This is a genomic window from Rhodococcus sp. P4_B6 (assembly GCF_056402215.1).
Genome location: NZ_JBFUHV010000023.1, coordinates 20,887 through 36,477 on the forward strand (window position 1 = coordinate 20,887; position 15,591 = coordinate 36,477).

General features: G+C 69.4%; 12 protein-coding genes and 1 riboswitch. Of the genes, 4 read left to right on the forward strand and 8 right to left on the reverse strand.

Going from position 1 to position 15,591, the window contains the following annotated elements:
- Window positions 1-36: 36 nt before the first annotated feature.
- Complete coding sequence (locus AC1DWT_RS14070; protein ID WP_477921029.1) at window positions 37-621, forward strand: TetR/AcrR family transcriptional regulator; 585 nt, start codon at window positions 37-39, stop codon at window positions 619-621.
- A 22-nt stretch (window positions 622-643) separates the two neighbouring features.
- Here AC1DWT_RS14070 and AC1DWT_RS14075 read toward each other — a convergent pair whose 3' ends face one another.
- The 5 genes from AC1DWT_RS14075 to AC1DWT_RS14095 all read right to left on the reverse strand — a co-directional run bounded on the left by AC1DWT_RS14075 (window position 644) and on the right by AC1DWT_RS14095 (window position 9,584).
- Window positions 644-1,081, reverse strand: coding sequence for a TIGR03618 family F420-dependent PPOX class oxidoreductase (locus tag AC1DWT_RS14075; protein ID WP_206012321.1), 438 nt, complete (start codon window positions 1,079-1,081; stop codon window positions 644-646).
- Between the two features lie 100 nt (window positions 1,082-1,181).
- A complete protein-coding gene (locus AC1DWT_RS14080) occupies window positions 1,182-4,157 on the reverse strand; it encodes a UPF0182 family protein (protein ID WP_206012322.1) in 2,976 nt (991 codons plus the stop codon).
- Window positions 4,158-4,868: 711 nt separating this feature from the next.
- Window positions 4,869-5,513 carry a TetR/AcrR family transcriptional regulator gene (locus tag AC1DWT_RS14085; protein WP_206012323.1) on the reverse strand — a complete coding sequence of 215 codons (645 nt, stop codon included), beginning with the start codon at window positions 5,511-5,513 and terminating at the stop codon, window positions 4,869-4,871.
- A 55-nt stretch (window positions 5,514-5,568) separates the two neighbouring features.
- Window positions 5,569-5,964, reverse strand: a complete 396-nt coding sequence (locus AC1DWT_RS14090; RefSeq protein ID WP_087557467.1) for a PPOX class F420-dependent oxidoreductase — start codon at window positions 5,962-5,964, stop codon at window positions 5,569-5,571.
- Between the two features lie 17 nt (window positions 5,965-5,981).
- Window positions 5,982-9,584 carry a cobaltochelatase subunit CobN gene (locus tag AC1DWT_RS14095; RefSeq protein ID WP_206012324.1) on the reverse strand — a complete coding sequence of 1,201 codons (3,603 nt, stop codon included), beginning with the start codon at window positions 9,582-9,584 and terminating at the stop codon, window positions 5,982-5,984.
- 56 nt (window positions 9,585-9,640) lie between these two features.
- Window positions 9,641-9,783: riboswitch (cobalamin riboswitch) on the reverse strand.
- Between the two features lie 6 nt (window positions 9,784-9,789).
- Between AC1DWT_RS14095 and cobG the strand changes: the two genes are divergently transcribed.
- Genes cobG through AC1DWT_RS14110 form a run of 3 tightly spaced genes read left to right on the forward strand, consistent with a single transcriptional unit; the run spans window position 9,790 to window position 13,073 of the window.
- Complete coding sequence (cobG, locus tag AC1DWT_RS14100) at window positions 9,790-10,923, forward strand: precorrin-3B synthase (RefSeq protein ID WP_206012325.1); 1,134 nt, start codon at window positions 9,790-9,792, stop codon at window positions 10,921-10,923.
- A 24-nt stretch (window positions 10,924-10,947) separates the two neighbouring features.
- Window positions 10,948-11,574: a precorrin-8X methylmutase gene (locus AC1DWT_RS14105; protein ID WP_477921034.1), complete on the forward strand. Its 627-nt coding sequence runs from the start codon at window positions 10,948-10,950 to the stop codon at window positions 11,572-11,574.
- Window positions 11,571-13,073, forward strand: a complete 1,503-nt coding sequence (locus AC1DWT_RS14110) for a precorrin-2 C(20)-methyltransferase (RefSeq protein WP_072950564.1) — start codon at window positions 11,571-11,573, stop codon at window positions 13,071-13,073. Before AC1DWT_RS14105 ends, AC1DWT_RS14110 begins: the two co-directional genes overlap by 4 nt.
- Here AC1DWT_RS14110 and AC1DWT_RS14115 read toward each other — a convergent pair.
- The 3 genes from AC1DWT_RS14115 to AC1DWT_RS14125 are packed head-to-tail and all read right to left on the reverse strand — an operon-like array spanning window position 13,048 to window position 15,481.
- Complete coding sequence (locus AC1DWT_RS14115) at window positions 13,048-13,647, reverse strand: hypothetical protein (protein ID WP_143051477.1); 600 nt, start codon at window positions 13,645-13,647, stop codon at window positions 13,048-13,050. The two genes, AC1DWT_RS14110 and AC1DWT_RS14115, sit on opposite strands and share 26 nt — an antisense overlap.
- 38 nt (window positions 13,648-13,685) lie before the next feature.
- Window positions 13,686-14,591 (reverse strand): serine hydrolase, encoded by a 906-nt coding sequence (locus tag AC1DWT_RS14120; protein WP_095864130.1) that lies wholly within the window; start codon window positions 14,589-14,591, stop codon window positions 13,686-13,688.
- Window positions 14,588-15,481 carry a LysR family transcriptional regulator gene (locus AC1DWT_RS14125; protein WP_072950569.1) on the reverse strand — a complete coding sequence of 298 codons (894 nt, stop codon included), beginning with the start codon at window positions 15,479-15,481 and terminating at the stop codon, window positions 14,588-14,590. The genes AC1DWT_RS14120 and AC1DWT_RS14125 overlap by 4 nt, the downstream gene beginning before the upstream one ends.
- Window positions 15,482-15,591 lie beyond the last annotated feature (110 nt).

A 15,591-nucleotide genomic window follows, 5' to 3' on the forward strand; every position in this document is an offset into this window, starting at 1 on the left:
ATTCTGATGCTAACACGACCGTGCTAACATGACCGGGTGCCGAAGCTCATCGACCACGACCGACGGCAGCAGGACATCGCCGAGGCTCTGTGGCGGGTGATCCAACGCGACGGCATCGGCGCCRTGTCCGTCCGCGACGTGGCCGCCGAGGCCGGCATATCCAGCGGATCGCTGCGGCACGTGTTCGCCAGCAAGGCCGAACTTCTCGCCTATTCGATGCGTCTGGTAGCCACGCGGGTCCGCGAACGGGCACAGGCCCACACCTCGATCGCCGACCCGTGGCAGCGTGCCCTCGCCGTGTTGGACGAGGTGCTCCCCCTCGACGATCGCCGGCGCTGCGAGATGGAAGTGAATCTGGCACTCGTCGCCGAGAGCCCCGCCCATCCCCTGCTRAAGGACATCGCCCTCGGCGCCCAGCGACAACTACGGGATGCGTGCGCCGCGATCCTGACCGGTCTCGCACGGCACGGTCTCGTCGCGCCGGACATCGACGTCGACGCCGAGGCGATGCGCCTGCACGCACTCGTCGACGGCGCCGCGATGCACGTCCTGCTCGGCGACACCGACACCCCCGACTCGGCGCACCGCATGATCGACGAGCACCTCCGCACCCTCGCCTGAGCGGTTCGTGCCTCGCGGGTTGTCAGTTGCTGTAGACCCGATCGACCCGGACGAATACGATCGCCCGGCCCTGCTCGGCCATCACACGGTCGTATTCGTCCCAGTCCTCGTGCGTGCCTCCGGCAGCGACGAATACCTCCCGACGCAGAAGCCGCAATCTCTCGTCGTCGAGCCACGGCTGGGGGTCGTCGGGACCGGCTATCTCGGCGGTTCCCTCGACGGTCGCCCACTGCCACCCATCCCGGAAGGTGGTGGCGACCTGAGGGCGAGACCTCAGGTTGTTCAGCTTCACCCTTCCATAGGTCACGAATCCCAGAACCGGTTCGCCTGTGGCCGGGTGCTCGAGCAGGCCGACGTTGACCATCGAGGCCTGAATGGTTCCGTTCGCGCGAAGAGTGGCGACCACCGCCAGGCCGTTGTCATCCCGTGCCAGAGCAACAGCGTCCTCGAGAGTCGTCATCCACCGAGACTACTGCGGTGCCGGCCCTGATCGATCGTCATTGCCTGCAGTTCGCATCTACGGCACAACGTCATTGCGTGGAACGCGCCGAGGAGACGGGTCAGTGTGGGGTTCCGCCCGCGGCCAGGTAGGTGTCGATGGCCTGTTGCAGGCGGTCCAGGGCCGCGCCGTAGGCGGTGAAGTCGCCGGTGCGTTGCGCCTCGCGCAGGTTGGCCAGGGCGGCGTTGAGTTCGAGGACCGCCGCGGTCAGCTGGTCCGATGACGCCGGCGGCGGGGCGGGCGGGGCGCCCGGTGGAGGCGGCGCCGGCGGTTGCCCATCGATAGGTGGAGGTGTGGTGGCGTCGCCGCCGGGTGCGGTGGCGACGGCGCCGGTGCCGGTGCCGAAGACCTGGTCGAGGGCCTCGGCGAGAGTGGGGGCGTATCCGATACGCACCCCGCCGGTGCCGGGTTCGCGGTAGCTGACCAGGACCCGGGCCAGCTGCGGGAACGTGGAACCGTTGGGCGTGCTGGTCAAGCGTTCGGTGAACACCGGTTCGACGTAGAGGATGCCGCCGTCGGCGATCGGCAGGGTCAGCAGATTGGCATAGTAGATCCGGTTTGACCGCTCGAGCAGGGTGCGCTCGGAGGCGACGCGGGTGTCGGAGATCATCGAGTTCTGGGTCTGCCGCGGGCCCTGGGTCTGGGTGTCCGTCGGCAACCGCAGAATGTCGATCTTGCCGTAGTTTTCGGGGTCGGAGTGCACCGAGAGGTAGGCGGAGAGAAATTCCCGGTTGAAGCCGACCATGGCGCTGGTGAGCCGGAAGGACGGGGCCGCGGTGCCGGCGTCGCCGACCAGGACGTAGTACGGCGGCTGCTCGCCACCGGTGTCGGCGGTCGGATCGCTGGGCACCGACCAGAATGCATTGGTGGTGAAGAACTCCCGCGGATCATCGACGTGGTACTTCGCCAGCAGGTCCCGCTGCAGGCGGAACAGATCCTCGGGGTAGCGGAAGTGCGCGCGCAGCTCGGTCGGGATCGCCTTCGGCGGCTGCACGGTGCCGGGGAACACGCTCATCCACGCCCGCAGGACCGGGTCGTTCTCGTCGACCTGGTAGAGGGTGACGGTGCCGTCGTAGGCGTCGACGGTGGCCTTCACCGAGTTCCGCACATAGGACACCTGCTCGGGGGACAGGGTGCGGCCGGTGTCGGTGACCACCGGCTCGGCGAGTGAGCCAACCTGCGAATACGGGTAGTGTGCGGCAGTGGTGTAGCCGTCGACGATCCACACGATCCGGCCGCCGACCACCGCTGGATACGGGTTGGTATCGGTGGTCAGCCACGGGGCGACGTGCTCGACTCGGGTGGCCGGGTCCCGGTTGAAGATGATCTTCGACTCGGGCCCGATGGCGCCGGAGAACAGGATGTTGCGTTCGGCGTACCGGGCGGCGAACGCCAACCGGTTGACCCAGCTTCCCACCGGCACCCCACCGGTGCCGGTGTAGGTGTACTGGGCGGTGTCGGTGTCGTACTCGCGCGGCGGCGCGCCCTCGGGTCCGCCGACGATGGCGTAGTCCGGGTCCGCCTGCGCGATCACCTCACCGAAGTAGATGCGCGGTTGCTCGACCGGGATCACCTGCCCGCCGCCGGCCTGCGAGGCGATGTCGCTGACCGCGTAGATCGGGTACCCGCTGTCACTGCTCGCGCTCTGCCCGGCAGCGTCGCGGACGGCGGCGTTGACCCTGTTGGCGGGGGCGGCGACGAACCCGTTGCCGTGGGTGTAGACGGTGTGCCGGTTGATCCACTGGGTCTGGTTGCCGCTGAGACTGTTCGGGGAGAGCTCGCGGGCGGCGACGATGTAGTCGGCGAGTCGCCCGTCGATGATGTAGCGGTCGATGTCGAGGTGCTCGGGGAAGCCGTAGAAGTTCTTCAGCTGTTGCTGCTGGGTGAAGGTGCGCGAGAGCACGGTCGGGTCGAGCAGGCGGGCGTTGGCGATGGTGGTGACGTCGGCCGGAATGTCCCGGGGCGGCCGGGTGCCGACCCCGGGATAGTCGAGGTAGTCGACTCGGTCCGGGCCGATTCCATAGGCCTGCCGGGTCGCGGCGATGTTGCGTTCGATGTAGGGGCTCTCCCGGTCGGCGGCGTTCGGTCGGACCGAGAACTGCTCGATCAGCGCCGGATAGATTCCACCGACCACGATCGCCGAGAGCACCAGCAGTACCGTGGCCATCGCCGGGATCCGCAGGTCCCGCACCGCGATCGCGGCGAAGAACGCCGCCGCGCACAGTACTGCGATCGCGACCATGATCAGCCGGGCCGGCAGCACCGCGTTGATGTCGGTGTATCCGGCCCCGGTGAAGGTGGGCTCCTTCCGGCCGCTCCACAACAAGGAGTACCGGTCGAGCCAGTAGGAGGCCGCCTTCAACGCGATGAACGTGCCCGCGAGCACCGCGAGCTGGATGCGCGCCGGCCGGGACACCTCGATGAGGTGGTCCTTGCTCGGTGCCAGCCGGATGCCGCCGAACAGGTAGTGGGTTCCCAGTCCGATCAGCAACGCCAGGAACACCGCGACGAACAGCCACGTCAGGATCAGCCGATAGAACGGCAGGTCGAAGATGTAGAAGCCGATGTCGTACCCGAACTCCGCGTCCACAGTGCCGAAGCCGCCGCCGTGCAAGAACAGTTGCACCGTCCCCCAACTCGCCTGCGCGTGCAGCCCGAACGGCAGCGCCAGCAGCACCGCGATCCCCACCGTGAACGACCGCGGGCGGCGCAGTACCACCGTCCGGTACCGCTCGAGCGGATCCTTCGCCGCGTCCGCGGCAGTGGCCGCGAACAGTGGGCGGGATCGGTACGCCCACACCGTGGACGCGAAGATCACCGCACCCACCAGCAGCGTCACTGCCGTGAACAGGATCAGCCGCGTGACCAGGACCGTCCCCCAGACGCGGCGGTAGCCGACCTCACCGAACCACAGCCAATCGGTATACCCCACGACCAGACGCGGCCCGATCACCAGCAAAGCAACGAGCGCCACCGTCACCATGATCGTGACCCGGGCCCGACGCGGCAGCGCCCACATCCGGTCGGACGGTTGCATGGCCACCTCCCACGGGTCGGCTCACGAGCAGCCCCGCCGGACCACCCCGCCCGATGCAGCGAAGGCGTCCGTATCACCCCATTCTAGGCGGTGCCGGATCGGGCGCAGTGAACCCGCGAGTGGAACGAGTGCTGCCGGGTGGGGTGGCGTGGCGCGTCGCCGGTGCCTCCGCGGCAAGCTGCCCAAGGAGCTCGTCCGCAAACTCCTCGAGGGCCTGTCGACGACCGCATCGCGACACGACATGACCGACCGCTTTCACAATCTGGAACGAACGATCTGGAACGACCACGAACGCCGCTGCCACCTGAAGGACGAACGCGGGAAGTCTATTCACACCCACCGATCCGGGCAACGACATCGCAGCCCGAATCATCAAGACACACAATTAACTTGACGATGACCCCGTCGGTGACAGGCCGAGCCGATGCTGTGATGAACACCGATCGCAGCATGTCAGCGCACCCCGCTTGAGTCGTGGCGTACGGGGTACCCAGCCGGCACGGGGACATCCGCCCGCAACCGCTGTGCCCCTGACGAGGAGGTGCGCACAATGATCAACTTGTACTACCTACTGACCGTGGCGCTCTACATCATTTCGGCGATCTGGCAGGGCAATCTCGGACACTGGTGACCGAGATACCGGGGCAGGCCGGGCATTGATCGCGTCTGCCCCCGTCTGCGGGTGCCCGACACAGGAGTACATGCCGTCGGTCAGCCATCGTCCAGTGCCTTCGAGGTGACGACCTGGACCAGGTCGTCGAGAGCGGCGAGCGCGGCGTCGCCGTCGCGGTCGACGAGCCACCGCAGCACCAGCCCGTCGAGCGCCGCCAACGCGAAGCGCGCGACCTGCTCGACGGGCGTGCCCCAGGCGACACCGGCCCGGTGAGCGCACAGATCGAGGAACGCGATAGCTTCGGCATCCATGGTGCGGTACTGGTGGCTCGCGACCGCCCCGGCGGAGTCGTGGCCGGCGCCGCGGCGCCGCAGGGCCCTCGCGGTGATCTCGTAGGTCAGCAACTGGTGGTCGGGGGTGGCCTCGATGACCGGCCACAGGCCGCCGATCCCGGCAGAGAGGAGTTCCCGAAGACCGGGAATGCCCGGCAGTTCAACGGCCCCCGTCAGCCGGCCGAATGCCGCCCGCATCGACTCGCTGACCTGCAGGATCAGGTTCTCCCCCATCTCGGTCAGGAGTTCTTCCTTGTCCTCGAAGTGGTAGTGCGCCACCCCGAGCGACACACCGGCCGCGTCGGCCAGGCGGCGGATGGTCAGCGCGGCGACACCCTGGTGAGCGGCGATCGCCAGCCCCGCCTCGATGAGCTGTCCGCGGCGAACATCTGCGGGAAGCGTCTGCGACATCACCAGATCGTATGCGCCCRAGCCCCACCGGGAGACGCATCGGACCACACAAGGGCTACCGGTCGTCGGCCGTGACGGCGAGTCCTATGGTGCCGGTCTTTCCTCGGCGCAGGAGGCTGCCTTTCATCGTGAGCCAGCCGAGGATGCCGTACTTGCGGGCGATCACGTCCCGGGTGTGATCGGTGTCCGCGGCGTCGAGGATGACGGCGCGGGCCGGTACCTCGGGGCCCTTCGGCTTGCCGCGCGCATCGCACGCGGCCACCGTCACCTCCGGATTGCGGCGGATGCGTTTGACCTTGTAGGAGTCGGTGACCGTCCACATCAGCAGACGGTCACCGTCGGCGGCGGCCCATAGTGGCGTCGCCACCGGGGTGCCGTCTTTCCGAAACGTGGTGAGCAGGACATACTTCGCGGACGACACCCGATCGAATTCTGTGGTCACCCGGCCCATGCTAGCCCCGATGCCGGTCAGTCCCCTTCGAGTTCGCCTTCGGTTTCGAGGTACACCTGCCGCAGGCCGTCGAGGGTCTGCTGCTCGGGGTGCTCCCACATGTCCCGCTCGGCCGCCTCCAGGAGTCGTTCGGCGATGCCGTGCAGGGCCCACGGGTTGGACTGTTCCATGAACTTGCGGTTCTGCTCGTCCAGCACGTACGACTCGGCGAGTTTCTCGTACATCCAGTCGGCGACGACGTTGGTGGTGGCGTCGTATCCGAACAGGTAGTCGACGGTCGCCGCCATCTCGAACGCGCCTTTGTAGCCGTGGCGGCGCATCGCCTCGAGCCACCGCGGGTTCACGACCCGGGCCCGGAAGACGCGGGACGTCTCCTCCGACAGGGTCCGGGTGCGCACCGACTCGGGCCGGGTGCTGTCGCCGATGTACGCCTCGGGGGACTTCCCGGTGAGCGCCCGCACGGTCGCGACCATCCCGCCGTGGTACTGGAAGTAGTCGTCGGCGTCCGCGATGTCGTGTTCGCGGGTGTCGGTGTTCTTGGCCGCCACAGTGATTCGCCGGTACGCCGTCCGCATGTCGTCGGCGGCGGGTGCGCCGTCGAGTCCGCGGCCGTACGCGAACCCACCCCACGTGGTGTACACGTCGGCGAGGTCGGCGTCGCCGCGCCAACTCTTGGAGTCGATCAGCTGGAGCAGTCCGGCCCCGTAGGTGCCCGGCTTGGACCCGAAGATGCGGGTGGTCGCGCGACGTTCGTCGCCGTGCTCGGCGAGATCCGCCTGCGCATGGGCGCGCACGAAGTTGCTCTCGGCCGGTTCGTCCAGTGCGGCGACGAGCCGGACGGCGTCGTCGAGCAACGCCAGGACGTGCGGGAACGCGTCTCGGAAGAAGCCGCTGATCCGGACGGTGACGTCGATGCGCGGACGGCCCAGTTCCTCGAGGTCGATCACCTCGAGGTTCACCACGCGCCGGCTCGCCTCGTCCCACACCGGGCGCACGCCGAGGAGCGCGAACACCTCGGCGATGTCGTCGCCGGACGTGCGCATCGCGGACGTGCCCCACACGGACAGCCCCACCGACCGCGGCCATTCGCCGTGATCGGACTTGTAGCGGTCCAGCAACGATTCGGCCATCGCCTGACCGGTCTCCCAGGCGAGCCGCGACGGCACGGCCTTCGGGTCGACGGAGTAGAAGTTCCGGCCCGTCGGGAGCACGTTGATCAGCCCACGCAGCGGCGACCCGCTCGGCCCGGCGGCGATGAAACCGCCGTCGAGCGCGTGCAACACCTGGGCGATCTCGTTGTCCGTCTCCCGCAGCCGGGGCACCACCTCGGTGGCCGCGAACCGCAGGATCTTCGCGACCGTGGCGTCGTCGGTGAGGGTGTCGGCGGCGTCCGGGTTCCAGTCGGCGTTGTGCATGCCCTGCACCAGCCCGTGCGCCTGCTGCTCGATCTCGTCCACACGGGTGCGGGATTCGTCGCCGTCCTCGCTGAGGCCGAGAGCCTCACGGAGTCCGGGGACGTTCTGCTCGCCGCCCCACATCTGCCGGGCGCGCAGCATGGCGAGCACCAGTTCGACCTCGGCGTCGTCTCGGGGCGCCGCACCGAGCACGTGGAGCCCGTCCCGGATCTGGACGTCCTTGATCTCGCACAGCCAGCCGTCGACGTGCAGCAGCATGTCGTCGAACACGTCCTCGTCGGGACGTTCCTCGAGTCCGAGGTCGTGGTCCATCTTGGCGGCACGCATCAGCGTCCAGATCTGCTGGCGAATGGCGGGCAGCTTCGACGGGTCGAGTGCGGAGATGTTCGAGTGCTCGTCGAGGAGTTGCTCGAGCCGCGAGATGTCGCCGTAACTCTCGGCGCGGGCCATCGGCGGGATCAGGTGATCGACGAGGGTCGCGTGGGCGCGGCGCTTGGCCTGCGTGCCCTCCCCCGGGTCGTTGACGAGGAACGGGTAGATCAGGGGCAGGTCGCCGAGCGCGGCGTCGGTGCCRCACGAGGCGGACATGCCGAGTGTCTTGCCGGGCAGCCACTCGAGGTTTCCGTGCTTGCCGAGATGGACGACGGCGTCGGCGCCGAAACCGCCGGCCGCGGCGTCCGCCGCGATCCACCGGTACGCGGCGAGGTAGTGGTGGCTCGGCGGCAGGTCCGGGTCGTGGTAGATCGCGACCGGCTTCTCCCCGAATCCGCGGGGCGGCTGCACCATCAGGACGAGGTTTCCGAACTGCATTGCGGCGATGACGATTTCGCCGGCGGGATCCTGCGATCGGTCGACGTACAGTTCGCCGGGCGCGGGTCCCCAGTGTTCCTCGACGCCCTCGCGCAGTTCCGCGGGCAGCGCCGAGAACCACTCGCGGTAGCGGGCGGCGGAGATCCGGATCGGGTTCCCCTCCAGCTGCTCCGCGGTCAGCCAGTCCGGGTCCTGGCCGCCTGCGGCGATGAGGGCATGGATCAGCGCATCGCCGTCCTGGGCCGCGAGGCCGGGCACGGAGTCCGGCCCGTCCGCGGGGCCCAGGTCGTAGCCGGCGGCCCGCATCTCGGTGAGCAACCTGATCGCGCTGGCCGGGGTGTCGAGACCGACGGCGTTGCCGATGCGGGCGTGCTTCGTCGGGTACGCCGACAGCATCAGGGCGATCCGGCGTTCGGGTGCGGGGATGTGCCGGAGCCGGGCGTGCCGGACGGCGATGCCCGCCACCCGGGAGGCGCGCTCGGCGTCGGGAACGTAGGTGGACAGGCCGTCGGCGTCGATCTCCTTGAACGAGAACGGCACCGTGATCAGTCGGCCGTCGAACTCGGGGACCGCGACCTGGGTGGCCACGTCGAGGGGGGACAGTCCGTCGTCGTTGGACTCCCACGACTCCCGGCTGCTGGTCAGGCAGAGCCCCTGCAGGATCGGCACGTCCAGCGCGGCCAGCGCGGCGACGTCCCATGCCTCGTCGTCGCCGCCGGCCGACGCGCCCGCCGGCTTGGTGCCGCCGGCGGCGAGCACGGTGACCACCATCGCGTCCGCTCGGCGCAGCGTCGTCAGCAACTCCGGTTCGGCGGTGCGCAGCGACGCGCAGAAGATCGGCAGCGGAGTGCCGCCCGCCGCGTCGACGGCCTCGCACAGGGCCTCGATGTAGCGGGTGTTCCCGGCCAGGTGCTGGGCGCGGTAGTAGAGAACGGCGATCGTGGGGCGGTCCGCGTCGGCGTCGGGGGCGAACGGCGCGACACCCCAGCTCGGCAGGTGGACCGGCGCCTCGAAACCGTGACCGGTCAGCAGCACGGTGTCCGACAGGAAGTGGTGCAGTTGGGCGAGGTTGTCGGCGCCGCCCTCGGCGAGATAGTTGTGCGCCTCCGCCGAGACACCGGCCGCGACCGTCGAGCACTCCATCAACTCGGCGTCCGGGGCGTGCTCGCCGCCGAGGACCACCACGGGCAGTCCGCTGGCCAGGACCGCGTCGAGTCCCTCTTCCCATGCCCGCTTGCCGCCGAGGATGCGCACCACGACCAGGTCGGCGCCGTCGAGCAGTCCCGGCAGATCCTCCTCGACCAGCAGCCGTGCCGGGTTGGCCCAGCGGTAGTCCGCCCCGCTGGCGCGTGCGCTGAGCAGGTCGGTGTCGGAGGTGGAGAGCAGCAGGATCACGTGTGGAGCCTTCCTGGGGGTGTCGCGCCCCGTGGCGGTGGTTCTGTGCGGAACCGGAGGTCGGAGGACGGCAGGCGAGGGTCTGGCTCGCCCACCGGTTTCGGCGAGCTCACAGTGGCGCGACCGCACCGGATTCGCACCGGCTTCCTCTCCTGCTGTCGCAAGTGCTGGTGATGCTACCCGGGGCCGGACGTAACCTGGGACCATGGTCGACTACCGCTCCCGCCCCGATGCATGYCCCGGCGCGCTGCAGGTCCATCAGGCGGCCGACGGTGCGCTCGCCCGGGTGCGCCTCCCCGGCGGTGTGCTGACCTCCGCCCAGCTGCAGACACTCGCGGAATCGGCGCGCGACCTCGGCAACGGCGAGATCGAATTGACGTCCCGCGGCAATGCACAACTGCGGGCGGTCCGCGATCCGCTGGAGTTCGCCGGGCGCCTCGCCGACGCGGGCCTGCTGCCCTCGGAAACGCACGAGCGGGTCCGGAACATTCTCGTCTCGCCGCTGACCGGCCGGATCGGGGGTCTGACGGACCTGCGCGATCTGATCGGTGTACTGGACCGGACGTTGTGCGCCGACCCCACGTTGGCGGACCTGCCCGGCCGCACCCTGTTCACCCTCGACGACGGCCGGGGCGACGTCTCGGCGCTCGGCGGCGATTTCGGGGTCCACGCTGTCGGTGGGTCGGAGGTCGCGCTGATCCTCGCCGGTCGCGACAGCGGCGTCCGGATCCCGACAGCGGACGCGGTGTCGATGCTCGTCGATGCCGCCCGCGTCTTCCTGGAGCTGCGCGAACGGCACTGGCGGCTGTCCGAGATCGCCGACGGGGTCGAACGGACGCTGTCGGCACTGACGCTGGCACCGACCGCCGACCCGCTTGGCGGGTTCGACGAGCACCGGCCGCCGATCGGGTGGCTCGACCAGCCGGACGGCAACGTGACCCTCGGCGGCGGTCTCGCATTCGGGGTCCTCGACGCCCGGCTGGCGGAATTCCTCGCCGCGGTCGAGAAGCCGGTAGTCGTCACGCCGTGGAAAACGGTGCTGCTGTGCGATCTGGACGAGTGGTCCGCCGAGCAGGTGGTCCGGGTCCTCGCCCCGATAGGCCTGATCTTCGACGAGAACTCGCCGTGGCTGAAGGTCAGCGCCTGCACCGGGCAACCCGGGTGCGAGAAGGCGCTAGCCGATGTGCGGACCGATGCGCGGGACGCCGTCGCGAGCGGCGAACTCCCGGTGGAGGGCCGACAGCACTGGTCGGGCTGCGAGCGGTGCTGCGGCCGCCCCAAGGGCGAGGTCGCCGACGTCGTCGCCACCAAGACGGGTTACCGGGTGGAGGAGCGGTGAACCCGGAGCCTCTATCGTGAGCGGATGATCGAGTACATCCGAGACGGCGCGGAGATCTACCGCCAGTCCTTCGCCACGATCCGCGCCGAGGCGGATCTCAGTGCCTTTCCCGAGGACGTCTCACAGGCCGTGGTCCGCATGATCCACGCGAGCGGTCAGGTCGATCTCGTGGACGACGTCGCGTTCACCCCCGGCGTCGTGAAGGCCGCCCGCGCGGCGCTGGCGGACGGCGCCCCGATCCTGTGCGACGCGCAGATGGTCGCCGCCGGCGTGACCCGCAAGCGTCTCCCGGCGGACAACGAGGTGATCTGCACCCTGCGCGACCCCCGGGTTCCGGTGCTGGCGGAGCAGATCGGGAACACCCGCTCGGYGGCCGCGCTCGAATTGTGGGGCAGCAAACTGGAGGGGGCCGTCGTCGCGATCGGCAACGCCCCGACCGCCCTGTTCTACCTGTTGGACATGATCGAATCCGGTGCACCCCGGCCCGCCGCGATCGTGGGCGGCCCGGTCGGGTTCATCGGCGCGGCGGAGTCGAAGGAAGCGTTGATCGAGCACCCGAGCGGACTCGACTATCTGGTGGTCCGCGGCCGCCGCGGTGGCAGTGCCATCACGGCTGCGGCGCTGAATGCGATTGCGAGCGAAGTCGAATGAGTTCCAACGAGCAGTCGACCGGCAAGCTGTGGGGCGTCGGCATCGGACCGGGCGACCCGGAACTGGTGACGGTCAAGGCTGCGCGGGTCATCGCCGAGGCCGACGTAGTGGCGTTCCACAGCGCCAGGCACGGCAAGAGCATCTCCCGCGCGGTCGCGGCGCCGTACCTGCGTGAGGGCCAGATCGAGGAGCACCTCGTCTACCCGGTCACCACCGAGACCGTCGACCACCCGGGCGGATACCAGGGGGCGATGGACGAGTTCTACGAGGAAGCGTCGCAGCGGCTCGCCGCGCACCTCGACGCCGGCCGTACGGTGGCGCTCCTCGCGGCGGGCGACCCGCTCTTCTACAGCTCGTACATGCACATGCACAAGCGGCTGGCGCAGCGCTTCGAGGCGGAGGTGATTCCCGGGGTGACGTCGATCAGCGCCGCCTCGGCCGCGCTGGCGATGCCGCTCGTCGAGGGCGAGGAAATCCTCACCGTCCTGCCCGGCACCCTGCCGCGCGGCGAGCTGACGCGGCGCCTGCGGGAGACCGACGCCGCCGCCATCCTGAAACTCGGACGCACCTACCCGGCGGTGCGGCAGGCGTTGAAGGACTCCGGTCGCATCGACGAGACGTGGTACGTCGAGCGGGCCAGCACGACACGGCAGAAGATCGACCACGCGGACGACGTGTCGGACAGCGACGTCCCCTACTTCTCGATCGCCATCGTGCCCAGCCCGTCGAACGCCCGCCGCGACGATGCGCCTCCGCAGGGCGAACTCGTCGTCGTCGGGCTCGGCCCCGGCGATCAGGCCTGGACCACCCCGGAAGTGCAGCACGAACTGTCGCTGGCCACCGACCTCGTCGGATACGGGCCGTACATCGACCGGGTCCCCGAACGTCCGGGACAGCGCCGTCACTCCAGCGACAACCGGGTCGAGGCCGAACGGGCCGCGATGGCGCTCGACCTCGCCAAGAACGGGGCCCGCGTCGCCGTCGTGTCCTCGGGCGACCCGGGTGTGTTCGCGATGGCCGCCGCGGTGCTGGAAGTGGCCGCCGAGGAACAGTGGCGGGGCGTCCCCGTCCGCGTGCTGCCCGGCATGACTGCCGCGAACGCCGTGGCGAGCCGGGTCGGCGCACCCCTCGGCCACGACTACGCCGTGCTGTCCCTGTCCGATCGACTCAAGCCGTGGGACGTTGTGGCGCAGCGTATCTCGGCGGTCGCGAGCGCCGACATGGCCTTCGCCGTCTACAACCCGGCGTCGAAGTCACGGACCTGGCAAGTCGCCGCGATGCGTGACCTCGTTCTCGAGCACCGCTCCCCCGACACCCCGGTGATCATCGGCCGCGACGTGGCCGGCGCGCAGGAGTCGGTGCGGGTCGTGCGGCTCGCCGACCTCGACCCGGCCGAGATCGACATGCGGTGCCTGCTCATTGTGGGCTCCTCCATGACGACCGTCGTCGAGAACGAACACGGGACGAGGGTCTTCACGCCCCGGCGCTATCCGGGTTGAGTGGATCGAGCTCCACCAGGATTCCGCTCTCCCGGATCCAGGGACCGTCCCGCGGCGCCACCATCTCGACCCAGCCCGTTCCCGCGAACGGCCCCGACACAGGTGGCGGCGCGGGAACCAGACCCGTGCGGAGGCCGGCCTTTCCGTCGGGAACCTCGCTCAGCGTGTAGGTGCCTGCGGAGCGGTACCGCCCGTCGGGATCGGCGTGACGCGTGTGCGTGATCAACTGCCGGCGCCGGATTGATCCCGTCACTCGTGCGGACTCGGGGAGCAGCGCGGCGAAATCCGCCTCGAAGTAACCACGGAGGTGGACCGGACCGCGCAGCTCGTCGGCCGATTTCACGAATGCGGTGAACCCGGCGCCACGAAACAACATCGAACGCACCGGCCTGTCGTCGAGATTCTCGATCTCTCCCGTCACGTCCGATCCGAAGTCCGGCAAGTCGCCCGGACCGGTATCGGTATCTCCGCGCGGGTAGAACCTCAGCGCGTACTCCGCGACATCTCCGACCACGGGAAACGCGCACTGGCCATCCATGATCAGGTCCTCGGGAACGACGATTCTCAGTGCCATGTCCTTGCTGTTCCCGATCGAAAGTGTTTTCACACCGATCAGGCGACGCGGCCGGAGCGGAGTTCGGTCACCGCGATCCGGGCGACGTGCCCGATCGCGGCATCGACCACCGGCAGCACCGGGTCCGTCCGCGCGGCGCGGGTGAAGACGGCGACCGCGACCGGAATCTCACCGGGAAACGTCACGACGGCCACCTCGTTGCGGATGGCGCCGATGGTCCCGGTCTTCCCGGCGACGTCCACCCCGGAGTGCGGAAACCCGGAACGGATACGGTGCTGCCAGATCTGCGCGGACATCACCTGCCGGACGAACTCGCCCTGCGCGCCGGGCACCGCCCGTCCGGTCCAGATCGCGTCGAGAAGCGACGTCATCTCCCGCGGCGTCGTCGCGCTCGCGTACGACGGGTCGTAGGCGGACACCGTCCACGCCTCGTCGTTGTCCGCAAGCGCCGCGAATGCTTCGGCGGTGGTGTGCGCATGGGCGTCGATCACCAAACTGCGGTGCGCATCCGCGGTGCCGCCGATGATGCGCGTGCTCGTCAGGCCCAGGTCCGACAGTGACCGCTCGACGCTCTCGAGTCCCACCCGCCCGAGAACCAGGTCGGCGGCCGCGTTGTCGGACACGGTCATCATCGACAACGCCAGATCCCGCCAGCTCAGCACCACCGGGTCGCGGAACGTCGACACTCCCGTCGGTCCAGGAGTGCAGTCGGCCGGATTGACCCGGACGGTCGCGGTCGGCGACAACTCCCCGGATTCGAAAGCGCGGCACAGGGCCACGAGCAGCGGAAGTTTGTAGACGGACGCGAGCACGACGACGTCGTCCGCGCCGACTGCGATGTCGCCGGCATCGCCGACCGGGGTACCGACGCGGCGGGCGTGCAACCATCCGGTGCACCCGGCGTCGGCGAAGACGTCACGGATCCGCTTCTCCGCCGATGTCATCGATCGGCCCTGATCAGCACTCGGTCGAGGGCGGCGGCAGACGATGCGACATCTGCCCCGGAGCGCCAGACGATGCGCACGCGCAGCGAGAGGTCGTCGCGCAGCAGATCGATCCACGCCACACCGGGCATCACCGTGGGCGGCGACGCCGTCACTCCGAAATGCCCGCCGGCGGACACGCGCGTGAGGAGTTCCCGCTGCCCCGACGCGATCACGATGTCCGGGTCCAGACCCCGCACCCGCCACAGGTCGATGAACAGGTCGTGGGCAGGCGGATTGTCCGAGCGCGGACCGGTGGCCAGCATCAGCCCGCGCAGCATCCGGACCTGCGCCTTCTTCGCGGCTGCCACCGGGTGGTCGTCAGGCACCACCACCCACCGCCGGAGCTTGACGACCGGGCCGATGTCGAGACCAGTCAGTAGGGCCGGATGCTCGACCACGGCGACGTCGAGACTGCCTGCGCGGACTGCGTCCACGAGTTCGGTGGTGGACGCCGTGGTCGTCACCACCCGGGTGGGATGCGTGGCGTCGACGTCTCGCAACGCACGAACACAGCGCACCACCACGGCGTCGGCCACCGAGTGCGGGACACCCCACCGCACCACCGCGTCGCGACCACCCGCGATGCGGTGCGCCTCGTCCTCGAATCGGGTCGCGTCGTCCACGAGAAGCCTCGCACGCGGGAGCAATTGGCGTCCGGCGTCGGTGAGTCCGACGCCGCGGGCACTGCGCTGAATCAACTCCGTGCCGAGTCTCTGCTCGAGCCGACGCACCCCCTGTGACAGCGGCGGCTGCGTCATGCCGAGTCGCGACGCGGCATTGCCGAAGTGCCCCTCTTCCGCAACGGCGACAAAGAAACTCAGATGGCGCAGCAGATCCATGGCGCCCATTGAACCAGTTCCGATCACCCGCTTCGGGCGAGCCCGTCACTTCGCACACACAAAACGTCCTGCCGACCTGGGGCAATAGCGCACCCGACTCGCCGCGACGGCGGATTCGT

What these genes read in the sequence shown, in the direction of transcription:
- AC1DWT_RS14080 (WP_206012322.1), bottom strand. Translation starts at nt 4,157, where the DNA reads ATGCAACCGTCCGACCGGATGTGGGCGCTGCCGCGTCGGGCCCGGGTC.
- AC1DWT_RS14120 (WP_095864130.1), bottom strand. Translation starts at nt 14,591, where the DNA reads ATGACATCGGCGGAGAAGCGGATCCGTGACGTCTTCGCCGACGCCGGG.
- AC1DWT_RS14115 (WP_143051477.1), bottom strand. Translation starts at nt 13,647, where the DNA reads ATGGCACTGAGAATCGTCGTTCCCGAGGACCTGATCATGGATGGCCAG.
- AC1DWT_RS14085 (WP_206012323.1), bottom strand. Translation starts at nt 5,513, where the DNA reads ATGTCGCAGACGCTTCCCGCAGATGTTCGCCGCGGACAGCTCATCGAG.
- AC1DWT_RS14090 (WP_087557467.1), bottom strand. Translation starts at nt 5,964, where the DNA reads ATGGGCCGGGTGACCACAGAATTCGATCGGGTGTCGTCCGCGAAGTAT.
- AC1DWT_RS14075 (WP_206012321.1), bottom strand. Translation starts at nt 1,081, where the DNA reads ATGACGACTCTCGAGGACGCTGTTGCTCTGGCACGGGATGACAACGGC.
- AC1DWT_RS14125 (WP_072950569.1), bottom strand. Translation starts at nt 15,481, where the DNA reads ATGGGCGCCATGGATCTGCTGCGCCATCTGAGTTTCTTTGTCGCCGTT.
- AC1DWT_RS14110 (WP_072950564.1), top strand. Translation starts at nt 11,571, where the DNA reads ATGAGTTCCAACGAGCAGTCGACCGGCAAGCTGTGGGGCGTCGGCATC.